9 protein-coding genes and 1 pseudogene are annotated in these 12491 nt (G+C 40.7%); 8 read left to right on the top strand and 2 right to left on the bottom strand.

Going from position 1 to position 12491, the window contains the following annotated elements; translation table 11 throughout:
* Positions 1 to 27: 27 nt before the first annotated feature.
* Entirely contained in the window at positions 28 to 513 is a 486-nt protein-coding gene (gene rraA, locus A3Q33_RS10485) for a ribonuclease E activity regulator RraA (protein ID WP_081179886.1), read from the top strand.
* Here the strand turns inward: rraA and A3Q33_RS10480 are convergent, their stop codons facing one another.
* Together A3Q33_RS10480 and hutI are read right to left on the bottom strand one after the other, a co-directional pair.
* Positions 514 to 2613, bottom strand: coding sequence for a GGDEF domain-containing phosphodiesterase (locus A3Q33_RS10480; RefSeq protein WP_081179885.1), 2100 nt, complete (start codon positions 2611 to 2613; stop codon positions 514 to 516).
* Between the two features lie 73 nt (positions 2614 to 2686).
* The gene (gene hutI / locus A3Q33_RS10475) at positions 2687 to 3922 is read right to left on the bottom strand and encodes an imidazolonepropionase (RefSeq protein ID WP_081179884.1); all 1236 of its coding nucleotides are present in this window, start codon (positions 3920 to 3922) and stop codon (positions 2687 to 2689) included.
* A gap of 230 nt (positions 3923 to 4152) precedes the next feature.
* Between hutI and hutC the strand changes: the two genes are divergently transcribed.
* From hutC to A3Q33_RS10440, 7 genes and pseudogenes are all read left to right on the top strand, one after another.
* A complete protein-coding gene (gene hutC, locus A3Q33_RS10470) occupies positions 4153 to 4863 on the top strand; it encodes a histidine utilization transcriptional repressor HutC (protein ID WP_081179883.1) in 711 nt (236 codons plus the stop codon).
* A gap of 23 nt (positions 4864 to 4886) precedes the next feature.
* Complete coding sequence (gene hutH / locus A3Q33_RS10465; protein ID WP_081179882.1) at positions 4887 to 6404, top strand: histidine ammonia-lyase; 1518 nt, start codon at positions 4887 to 4889, stop codon at positions 6402 to 6404.
* A gap of 18 nt (positions 6405 to 6422) precedes the next feature.
* Positions 6423 to 8435, top strand: coding sequence for a urocanate hydratase (gene hutU / locus A3Q33_RS10460; RefSeq protein ID WP_081179881.1), 2013 nt, complete (start codon positions 6423 to 6425; stop codon positions 8433 to 8435).
* A 254-nt stretch (positions 8436 to 8689) separates the two neighbouring features.
* Positions 8690 to 9142, top strand: a complete 453-nt coding sequence (locus A3Q33_RS10455) for an NfeD family protein (protein WP_196798085.1) — start codon at positions 8690 to 8692, stop codon at positions 9140 to 9142.
* Positions 9143 to 9205: 63 nt separating this feature from the next.
* Positions 9206 to 10125: pseudogene (locus A3Q33_RS10450) on the top strand (SPFH domain-containing protein).
* Positions 10122 to 11060, top strand: a complete 939-nt coding sequence (locus tag A3Q33_RS10445; RefSeq protein WP_155866753.1) for an SPFH domain-containing protein — start codon at positions 10122 to 10124, stop codon at positions 11058 to 11060. Before A3Q33_RS10450 ends, A3Q33_RS10445 begins: the two are co-directional and overlap by 4 nt.
* Before the next feature lie 389 nt (positions 11061 to 11449).
* Positions 11450 to 12466: an IS110 family RNA-guided transposase gene (locus tag A3Q33_RS10440; RefSeq protein ID WP_081178032.1), complete on the top strand. Its 1017-nt coding sequence runs from the start codon at positions 11450 to 11452 to the stop codon at positions 12464 to 12466.
* Positions 12467 to 12491 lie beyond the last annotated feature (25 nt).

The raw sequence follows: 12491 nt of genomic DNA, 5'->3' as shown, positions 1-12491 counted from the left end.
AATGAACGCTATTAGGAAATACTTACAATGGAATACAACACTTCAGAACTGTGTGATATTTACACTGATTTAATCGATGTACTTGAGCCAGTATTTAGTAATTACGGTGGCAGAAGCTCGTTTGGTGGAAAAGTTGTAACCATAAAGTGCTTTGAGAATAATGGCTTGATCGCCGAGTTAGCCGAAACTGACGGCACGGGTAAAGTATTGGTTATTGATGGTGGAGGCTCAACACGCCGGGCGCTTATTGATATTAATATTGCAGAGCAAGCGGCGAAAAATAACTGGGAAGGCATCATTTGCTTTGGCAGCGTTCGCGACGTTGACGCTTTAGAAGATATTGATATTGGTATTCAAGGTTTACTGTCGATTCCCGTTGGCGCAAGCACCAGTAATATTGGTGAAAGCGATCTAGCTATAAACTTTGCTGGCGTGACATTTTTACCTGACGATCATATTTATGCAGATAATACGGGTGTCATTTTATCTCCAGATCCCTTAGATATCGACTAGTTAAGCATTATCAGGATACTGTTTTTGCCATGCTGTTAACCAGTATGGTAATTCTTCTTGGGTTATTCCTGCACTATAGCGCTGCCCTTGACCAAATTCCCCTCCCATTGCAATAAACATTTCTTCGATTGCGATGACATTAATATTAGTACCAATTAATGGTAGATCCATTTTGCGTGTTAAGGTAATTAGCGCATTGATGATGGCTTTATCAGAAGAGCCTGCTGTCGCTTTTGCGAGAGAATAACAATCTATTTTAATGCCACTCACCGCCATGCGACGAATATATCTTAAGGCTTCGTAACTACCTGAAAATTGATCAATAGAAATCTTAACCCCGAGTGATTTTAGCTGATCAATACTCGCTTTAGCTTGGGGTGAAGACATTAGCAATATTGCCTCTTGAACTTCCACCATCAGCCACTGACAATCAACGTTATGCGTCTCTGCTTGTTGTTCAATATAATCAATAAGATCAGGTTCTAATAAACTATTCTCCGGTAACTTAATCGCAACGGGTATCGACATATTTAAGTGCTGAAGCTCGGCTATCGCCTTAAAGGCCTGACTCACTATTTGTCGACTCAAGGTATAAGAATCACCACTTTGTTCAGCAATCACCATCATATCAGCAAGGTTTAAAATCTCATCATCTTGGCGTTGCCAGCTGACTTGCATTTCAAAGCCGATAAGGCGTTTACTTTGTACTTTCACTTGAGGTTGAAGGCTCCACTGCAACGTATTATGTTGAATGGCATATTTGAGCTGTTCCATTTTATGCAATTGTTGCTGATTAAAAATAGCGATCTCTTGATTGAAAAAGCCGACTAATTTTTGCTGTTTTTCAGCTTGCAATAATGCGTCTTCAGCCCAGGAAATAACTTCAGTCAGGTTATGGCTATTTTGACCAACAAAAGCAACACCAAAAGCTAGTTTAAAAAATGACGAAAAACTTTTAAAACTCATCGGTCCTGGTACAGCAAGCGCAAGCTCTTTACAAAGTTGTTCAATAATAAGATCTTCACTGTGCTTGGTTTGTGACACATCCATCACGAGTAAAAAATGAAGTCCTTGCAAGCGAGCAAGCCTAACCGGCGACTCTGGTGTTGAAAAGTTCAGTAACTCATCTTTACTTTCAATCGATTTTTGTAAGCAATACGCCAGCTGTAACAGTAAAATATCTGAATTATGATGACCTAACACACCATTAATTTGTTGAAAATTTATAGGTTTAAAGATAATGACCGCATAACGGGCAGAATCGTTGTTGACGATACTTTGCTCAAAAAAAGATAAGGCATATTGATAGTTAGGCAAGTTGGTTGTTGGGTCGTAAGACACCTGAACCTGTGGTCGAGTCGACAGCGCCTTGTGATCGTTTTCTCGCGTAATTAAAGTAGTAATTATGTGCCAGCAGCCATTCGCCATGGCTAACAAATACGTTGTCACGCTAATCGCAACAAGTAAGTTTAATGCTAAGTTCCCTGCTAGCCAAAAATAAATGCCCGCGGCAAAAACGATATTAATGGCCAGTAAAGTTAATGAGCGAATATTAACTTCGTGACTGGTATTTCGAGATAACCAAATATAGATCAGCGTAATAATAACTTGCACACTCGCCATAAGCAGCCAAGCAACTGAAGCACTTACTACGGCTGAGTAAAGTGCAAATATGTATATACAAAAGAGTCCAAAGAAAAGCCCATTTTTCAGGCTAAAGCTGGAACTTAAGGTTTTGCCAACAAGATGATAATTACACGACCAATAACTGATTATTTGGAAAATTAAGCAGCCAAAAATTAAACTAGTATAAAGGTGATTTTGAGGGTGAAAATTCAAGGAATACAGCAAACCAAGTAAAGCTATGGTCAACAAAACAGGTAAACGTTTTTTAATAGCCGGCCTAGGTTTAATGATAAATACCATTAATAATACCGGTAAACTTAAGCCTAAAACAAAGGCAATATTAAACTCAATAAATGAGAAAGACTCACTCGCAGCACTGGCTTCAAAGGAGATAAAACTGAAGCTTAAAATGATTGCAAACAAAGAAAACATAACAAGGCGCGCAGCACTGTAGCTAGCCATAACAAAACCCAAACCGACAACATCTCCTTAGACTAATCAATCCGCTAGCTTTTGTACAGTAACCACGCACCAAGTAAATTATGCGTTAAATAACCATTTTTCCTGCTTGCATTAAGTGAGTCAAAGGATTAACACCAAACTGATAACATAACTCGGCTGGTTGCTCTATATCCCAGCAAGCAATATCGGCGTCAAAGCCTATCGCCAGCTGCCCTTTGCTTTTAGCAAGCCCTAACGTTTTAGCGCCATGGCATGTAACGCCTGCAAGCGCTTCTGCAGGTGTTAATCTAAAGAATGTGCAAGCCATGTTCAGCATAAGTTGCAGAGAACTTATCGGCGATGAACCAGGATTTGAGTCGGTGGCAATAGCCATACTTACCCCATGTTTTCGTAACAGCTCCATTGGCGGTAATTGAGTTTCGCGCAAGAAGTAAAAGGCACCCGGTAACAAAACTGCCGTCATATCAGCTTCTTTCATCGCTTTAATACCAGCCTCGTCTAGGAATTCAATATGATCTGAAGAAAGTGCCTGGTATTTTGCGGCTAACTCAGTCCCCCCTAAGTTTGATAACTGTTCAGCATGTACTTTTATAGGCAAATTATGCGCTTTTGCCGCGCTAAACACTTTCTCGGTTTGCGCTAAACTAAAGCCGATACCTTCACAAAATACATCAACGGCATCAGCCAAGTTTTTTGCCGATATTTTAGGGATCATCTCTTCACAGACCAAATCGATATATGCATCCGCGCGGTCTTTGTACTCAACAGGCAAGGCGTGGGCACCTAAAAATGTTTTAAGTACTGTTACAGGTAATGTGTGGCCAAGTTTTTTGGCGACGTTTAACATTTTAATTTCATTATCGGTGTCTAAACCATAACCTGATTTAATTTCAATGGTAGTAACGCCTTGCTGGTGCAATGTTGTTAAACGTTTTAAAGCACTGTTGAACAGCTCAGTCTCACTCGCTGCACGAGTAGCTTTAACCGTTGAAACAATACCTCCGCCGGCATTGGCAATTTCTTCATAACTTTTGCCTTCAAGGCGCATTTCAAATTCATTAGCGCGGTTGCCACCATAAACAATATGGGTATGACAGTCGACTAAACCTGGGGTTAGCCAAGCGCCCTTACCATCAATTACTTGCACCTTTTTTTCATCGAAACTAGGTAGCTCGGCTTTAGTGCCCAGCCAAGCAATTTTTCCGTTGGCAATGGCTATCGCACCATTTTCAATACTGGCGTAACCTGTTGCACCTTCGGTCATGGTAGCTAAATTGACATTTGTCCAAAGCGTTTGCCAAGTTTGTGTTTCAGTCGACATAAAAATTCCAAATTATCGGTTAATGACTAATCTTAACGTTACATTGATAAACACCATGACGAATAACCCATGGCGTTAAGAAGATTAGCGTTTATTAATAAATTAACTCTAACTGATAGCAAATTAACAAGCAAGCTTGTATATACAACTATTGACCTCGCGCTATAAAAGTGAGATTGTATATACAAGTTAAGAGTTACTCTACACATTATCCAGCATTAGGCATGACAATGACACAAGTAAAAATAGCAAAATATAGAGTTATAAAACAATATATTTGTGGAAAAATAGAGTCAGGACAGTGGCTTGAACATAGTAAAGTGCCCTCGGAAAATGAACTGTCGGAACAGTTCTCTGTTAGTAGAATGACCGCACGTCGTGCTTTACAAGAGCTAACAGAGCAAGGATTGTTAGTGCGTTCACAAGGTTCTGGCACTTTTGTTGCGACCTTTAAATCCCAGTCTTCATTATTAGAAATCCGAAATATAGCAGATGAGATAGATGACCGTGGGCATCAATATCATGCTGAGCAACTGACCTTAAAGGCCGTTGAAGTTAATGAAGAAATAGCAATATTATTGTCCCTTAAAGCCGGTGACATAGCCTACTTCTCAAGCGTACTACACTTTGAAAATAATTCACCTATTCAATTAGAGCAACGCTTTGTTAATCCCAAATTAGTCGCTAATTATCTCAAGCAAGACTTTACACAAATAACACCCCATGAATATTTATCATCAGAAGCGCCACTAACAGAAGCCACACATGAAGTGGAGGCTGTCTTAGCGAAAGATGAAATCAACCAATTATTGGCTATTAGCAATACTACCCCTTGTTTACAGGTCAAGCGTCGTACCTGGTCAAGTCAAGGTGTTGTCAGCTTAGCCATATTAACGGCACCGGGTAATAAATACCGCTTAGGTAGCCACTTAATTTTTTAGTTTTTTAGTTTAGGAGCATTAAGATGACATTTAAATACGGTATCGACCATCTAGATCTTGATATTGTTAATGGTATTGCCAACGGCAGTATCAAAGCAGAACTTTGCCAAGAAGCGTTAGATAAAATTAATATCAGTCGTGCAAGAGTTGATAAAATGGCGGCATCCGATGTCGCTGTATATGGTATTAATACCGGTTTCGGGCCGTTATGTGATACGCAAATTACACCTGAACAAACCAATTTACTGCAAACGAATTTACTAATTACGCATGCAGTTGGTGTGGGTGAACCGATTGACAAAGCTATTTCAAAACTGATGTTGATCACCAAGGTACATGCACTAAGCAAAGGTTTTTCAGGCATTCGTTTAGAAACAGTTGAAAGAATGTTAGCGTTTCTAGAACTTGACCTTATCCCTGTTGTTCCAGAGCAAGGCTCTGTAGGCGCATCAGGCGATTTAGCGCCACTGTCACATTTATTTTTACCGTTGCTCGGTGAAGGCGAGTTCTGGCAAAGCAAAGCAGGACAAGCTGACAAAATAATCCCAGCCGCACAAGCACTAAAAGAGCATGGTTTAGCGCCAATGGAATTACACGCAAAAGAAGGCTTAGCGTTAATTAATGGTACACAGTTTATTTTAGCGCACGCTATCACTGGCTTAACTAAGATGCGTTACTTGCTAAATTTAGCTGACTTAACCGGTGCAATGAGCATCGAAGGCATGCAAGGTAGTCAGTCGCCGTTTAGAGAAGAACTGCACGCTACTCGACCGTTCCCGGGTAATTTAGAAGTTGCTGAACGCATGAGAATGTTCTTTACTGGCTCTGAAAACATGTCATCTCACACCAACTGTGGACGTGTGCAAGACCCATACTCACTGCGCTGTATTCCACAAGTTCACGGTGCATCTCGTAACGCCTATAAGCATTTAAATGAACTCACTGAAATTGAAATGAACTCTGTCACTGATAACCCTATCGTTATCAGCAGTGAAGAAGCTATTTCGGGTGGTAACTTCCACGGCCAACCTTTAGCTATGGTGCTTGATTATGCCTCGATTGCGAGTGCAGAACTGGGTAATATTTCTGACCGTCGCTGTTACTTATTGTTAGAAGGTTTACATGGTTTACCTCGTTTATTAACCGCTTCAGGCGGTTTAAATTCAGGCATGATGATCCCGCAATATACTACCGCGGCGTTAGTAACCGAAAACAAATCGCTTTGTTTTCCACCTTCTGCTGACAGTGTACCAACATCAATGGGGCAAGAAGATCATGTGTCTATGGGCAGTATTTCAAGTCGACAGTTTAATCAGATCTTAGGCAATTTAGAAAAAATTATTGCGATTGAACTTATGTATGCTGCACAAGCGATTGAGTTTAGACGCCCTAATAAATGTTCAGACATTATTGAGAAAAACTTCCAAGTGATCAGAGCGAAAGTGGCAAAACTTGAAGAAGATAGACTATTAAAACCTGATATTGATGCCATGATAGCATTAGTTAGATCTCAAGCATTTACCGTTAGCTTTGATGCATAATAAGGGGAGTTAATAACCATGGAAACAGCCATTAATTTTCAAAATGAAATAAAACAGGGTATTCCTAGTGAGCTACCTGCTGCTAAGCCATACCCTGCTGACGCTAATCGAGCGCCTAAGCGTAAAGACATTCTTTCTGTAGCTGAAAAGCAGTTAGCGATAAGAAATGCGCTACGCTACTTTCCAAAAGAGTGGCATCAGGAACTAGCAACAGAATTTGCAAAAGAGTTAACAGACTTTGGCCGTATTTACATGTATCGCTTTAAGCCTAGCTATCACTTAAAAGCACGCTCAATTGCTGACTACCCTGCAAAATGTCAGCAAGCTGCTGCTATTATGCTGATGGTTGAGAATAACCTAGATCCAGCCGTGGCGCAGCACCCTGAAGAGCTAATTACTTATGGTGGTAACGGTGCGGTGTTCCAAAACTGGGCACAATATTTATTAGCCATGAAGTATTTAAGTGAGATGGAAAGCGATCAAACCTTACATTTATACTCTGGTCACCCGATGGGCTTATTTCCGTCGTCGGAAGATGCACCACGTGTAGTTGTTACCAACGGTATGATGATCCCGAACTACTCTCAACCTGATGATTGGGAAAAGTTTAACGCCTTAGGTGTCACTCAATATGGCCAAATGACCGCAGGTTCATTTATGTACATTGGTCCACAAGGCATAGTACATGGCACAACCATTACTGTGATGAACGCTTTTCGTAAAGTACTCAACAAGGGTGAAAAAACGCAAGGTAAAATATTCCTTACTGCGGGCTTAGGCGGCATGAGTGGCGCGCAACCTAAAGCAGGTAATATTGCTAACTGTGTCACTGTTTGTGCAGAAGTTAATGCAAATGCAGCAACTAAGCGCCATCAGCAAGGTTGGGTTGACGAGTTAATTGATAACATGGATGAACTTGTTGCACGCGTTAAAACTGCGCAAGCGAACGAAGAAGTTGTCTCAATTGCCTATATTGGCAATATCGTTGATGTTTGGGAGAGCTTTTACGAACACGAGATTTATATTCATTTAGGCTCAGACCAAACTTCACTGCACAACCCATGGTCAGGTGGCTATTATCCTGTCGATATTAGTTATGAAGAATCAAATCGATTGATTCGTGAAGAACCGGAAGTATTCAAAGAAAAAGTACAATCGACATTAAAACGTCATGCTGATGCGGTTAACAAACATACCGCACGCGGCACGTACTTTTTTGATTACGGCAACGCTTTTCTTTTAGAAGCATCACGCGCGGGTGGCGATGTTATGGCAGAAAATGGCATTGACTTTAAATACCCTTCTTACGTGCAAGATATCTTAGGACCTATGTGTTTTGACTATGGTTTTGGACCATTTCGTTGGGTTTGTGCTTCGGGTAAGCCTGAAGATTTAGACAAAACCGATGCTATTGCTGCAAGCGTGCTGAAAAAAATCATGCAAGAGTCGCCAGAAGAGATTCAGCAACAAATGCAAGATAACATCACCTGGATTGAAGACGCTAAGCAAAACAAGTTAGTGGTTGGCTCGCAAGCGCGTATTCTTTACGCTGATGCGCAAGGTCGTATGGAAATTGCAAAAGCCTTTAACGATGCTATTAATACCGGTGAAATTGGCCCTGTTGTCCTTGGTCGTGATCATCACGATGTTAGTGGCACTGACTCACCATTTCGTGAAACGTCAAACATTTACGATGGTAGCCGATTTACGGCCGACATGGCGATTCATAATGTTATTGGTGACAGTTTCCGTGGCGCAACTTGGGTTTCAATCCACAATGGTGGCGGCGTTGGTTGGGGTGAAGTGGTTAATGGGGGGTTTGGTATGCTACTCGACGGCTCAGACGCAGCAGAGCGCCGATTAAAATCAATGTTACTATTTGATGTTAATAATGGTATTGCTCGTCGCAGCTGGGCACGTAATGCCGAAGCCAACTTTGCTATAAAACGTGAAATGGCGCGCACACCAAAGCTAAAAGTCACCTTAGCCAACTTAGTAGAAGATGATATTTTAGATAACTTATCACTTTAAGGAGCAGGTGCTTAATTTTCAAAGTATGAATTTCATGCGTTGCATTAAAAACCTATCAAAATAAAGAGAAGCCGGCATCAGCCGGTTTTTTTATATGCAAAAAAGTACGGTGTATCGTCATACTGCATAAAGCATTCACCGATTAGCATCAAAGGTAAGTAAAGCAACACGCTTGACATAATATGTCGTAGTTGCTACTTTGAAGGAATCGCTGTTAACTTTAGATTAACAGTACTCATATCTTGGAGATGGTAATGGAATACATACTATTTTTTGAAACTTGGATTATCTTGGCTATTTTATTTGCCTGTCTAGAGATTTTCGTGCCCGGTGGTATCTTACTCAATTTAGGCATAGCGTCATTAATCGTCGCTATTGGCGTACAACAAGAAATTCTTGATACTTGGATATTAACGCTAACCACTTGGTTTATCGTCGCAACCTTCCTACTGATCCTAGTTTACTTTATTACACAACGATACTTCCCTGGTGAAACTGTCGTTGAAAATATTTATGAAGAGGTAGATATTTACGGAAAATCAGTCCTCGTGCTTGAACAAATAGGCCCTGGAACACATCCAGGTCGAGTTGAATATCAAGGTACAACTTGGACAGCACTAGGCGACGGGTCTATTATCAAAGCAGGTAGCCAAGCCGACATCGTTTGCAAAGAAAACATTTCATTAGTGGTTGAAGCCAGTAAATAACACGCGCTTAATTAATCCATTTAAGTCAATTCAAACAATACTAAATAAAATAGGAGAATACCTATGTTAGCGACTATTACATTTGTATTACTAGCAGTACTCTTTATCGTTTTAAAACTTGTACTGGTAGTACAAATGAAAGAAATTTGTGTCATTGAACGTTTAGGAAAATTTCGCGCTGTTTTACCGCCGGGATTACATTTTCTAATCCCTTTTGTAGATCGCGTAGCTTATCGTCATGAAACCCGTGAGCAAGTATTAGATATACCGGCGCAGAGCTGTATTTCACGCGATAACGTGCAAATTAGTGTCGACGGTTTAGTTTATATTCAAGTAATGGACGGTGAAAGAGCCAGTTACGGTATCGAAGATTATCGTCGTGCAAGCATTAACTTAGCGCAAACCACGATGCGATCAGAGATCGGTAAATTAAACTTGGGTCAAACCTTTTCTGAACGCGACACCTTAAATGAAACTATAGTGCGTGAAATTGACAAGGCCTCTGATCCTTGGGGATTAAAGTCTTACGCTATGAAGTGCGTAACATAACACCGTCAGACAATGTTATTCATACGCTAGAAAAGCAAATGGAAGCTGAACGCCAAAAGCGTGCTGAAATTACGCTTGCGGAAGCGGAAAAAGAGTCGACTATCAACTTGTCTGAAGGTGAGCGCCAAGAAGCAATAAACCTGTCTGAGGGTGATAAACAAAAACAAATCAATGAAGCTCACGGTCGAGCACAAGAAATAGCTATTCTTACTCAGGCTTCGGCAGAAGGTATTAATTTAATTGCTAAAGCAGCGGCTTTACCTAGTGGTGACCAAGCGATAAAAATGCGTTTATTAGAACAATTTATCTCGCAAACAGGCAATATTCTTAAAACGGCTGACGTGTCTATCGTGCCAACTGAAGTCGCTAAATTAGAAGGTTTTTTTCAGGGTATGGAAAAAGTAACGCAAAACATTCAAGGAGCAAAATCATGATAGCACTCGATGGAAATACGCTCGATTTAGCCGTTTTGGCTGTTTGGGCATTTATCTTTTTATACCTTGCCTATAAATTTTTCCAAGCTATTTGTTTAGTACCCACCAAATCAGCTTATATTGTTGAACGTTTAGGAAAATATCGCTGCACCTTAGAAGCCGGCTTTCATTTGTTGTTACCTTTTATTGATCGCGTGGCATTTATTCAAGACTTAAAAGAAGAAACCATAGAAGTGCCGCCGCAAGAGTGCTTTTCAATGGATGAAGTTAATGTTGAGGTCGATGGCGTTATTTACATTCAAGTCATTGATGCGGTAAAAGCCAGCTACGGTATTACTGACTATCGCTTCGCCGCCATGCAACTCGCCCAAACTACAACACGCTCGGTAATCGGGACCTTAGAGCTAGATCGTACTTTTGAAGAACGTGACATTATTAGCGCTAAAGTCGTTGAGGTACTTGATAAAGCTGGAGAAAGCTGGGGCATTAGAGTCCATCGCTACGAAATTAAAAATATTACACCGCCCGTTACTGTGCGTAATGCCATGGAAATGCAAGTGAATGCCGAGCGTGAACGACGTGCTATTTTAGCAAAAAGCTTGGGGGATAGAGCCAGTCGTATAAATCGCTCAGAAGGGAAAATGACAGAATTAATTAACTTATCTGAAGGTGAAAAGCAACGTAGAATTAACTCCGCGGAAGGTAAAGCAGCAGAGATATTAGCCATTGCTCAAGCGACCGGCGACTCTATTAGTAAATTGGCTGCTGCCATTGAACAACCCGGTGGTCAGCAAGCATTAGATATGCAATTAAGTGAGCAATACCTGCAACAAATGAAAGGCTTAAGTCAGCCATCAACCAAGGTTATTCTGCCAGCAAACTTGCTCGACTTTAAGCAATGGCTTGCAACAGCAGGTATTCATAATAAGCCTTAACGCTATCCATTTTCTCACTATACAATACCTATAAAGTGCCTAAATACGCAAAAGCCCGACATTAAAAGTCAGGCTTTTTTATGAGCTACAATATAACAGTTGAATCACAGCTTGATATGCTCGTACCAAACTAATACCAATTGAAATAAATAATCGATCATTTTAAGGCGGTTTGAATCGTCAATAACTGCGTTGTTTTCAATCACACACGCCCGCTATTACTCGACAATTGCTCCTGCATTGTTCTACTTACGGGCATCCATGCCCTAATCAATCAAACGCCTTGCCTGCAGGGATAATGGTATGGACCCACTCCAACTTTATTTCCGGCCTCTTTAGGGCCAAAATGAAAGTGATAACAATCATTTATAAAAGCGGAGTGGATCAACATGAAGATTACTACAATCGGTTTAGACATTGCAAAATCAATTTTTCACATGTTCGCTGTGAATAAAAATGGGCGATTTGTAAAAAAGAAACAATTAAGAAGAAAACAAGTGTTGAGTTTCATGGCAACATTAGAGCCTTGCCTAATTGTAATGGAAGCTTGTGGCAGTGCGAACTACTGGGCTAGAAAATTTATTGAATTGGGGCACCAAGTAAAACTTATTGCGCCTCAATATGTAAAACCCTTCGTTAAAGGCAATAAAAATGATTATAACGATGCCGAAGGTATTGCAGAGGCAGCGCAACGCCCGACCATGAGGTTTGTGCCAATTAAATCGATAGAACAACAAGATATTCAAAACTTCCATCGACAACGTGAACGCATAAAGAAAGAACGTAAAGCATTAGCAAGTCAGATACGAGGCTTGTTAGGAGAATATGGCATTGTCATCAATAAAGGTATTTCTGCAATTCGCAATGAACTGCCGGATATTTTAGAGGATGCGACAAATGAGTTAACGTATTTAAGTCGGGAGATATTTAATGAGTTATGGCTTGAATTTCAAGTCACAGAAGTGAAGTTTAAAGCGTGTGAAGTTCGCTTAAACACGATGAATAAAGAAAATGAAATATGTGTTCGCTTAGATGAAATATTAGGTATTGGAGCAATCACAGCTAGCGCTACTTATGCAGCTGCAGGAGATGGAAAAGACTTTGTAAATGGTCGACATTTTTCGGCATGGCTTGGGCTTGTTCCTGGGCAGCATTCAACGGGTAGAAAGGCCACCTTACTCGGTATAAGTAAACGCGGTAATAGTTATTTAAGAACACTATACATCCACGGGGCCCGGGCAGTATTAAGGCACAGTGAAAACAAAACTGACCGATTTAGTTTGTGGGCACAAGCGTTAAAATCCCGACGAGGACACAACAAAGCATGCGTTGCTGTGGCGAATAAAATAGCAAGAATGGCTTGGGTAATAATGGCGAAGGGGGAAAGTTATCGCCCGGCTATATAAATAAAGCTCAAAACTGAAGCAAGTT

This window comes from Colwellia sp. PAMC 21821, from assembly GCF_002077175.1.
Classification (GTDB): domain Bacteria; phylum Pseudomonadota; class Gammaproteobacteria; order Enterobacterales; family Alteromonadaceae; genus Cognaticolwellia.
This window is presented reverse-complemented; position numbering and strand designations above follow the sequence as displayed.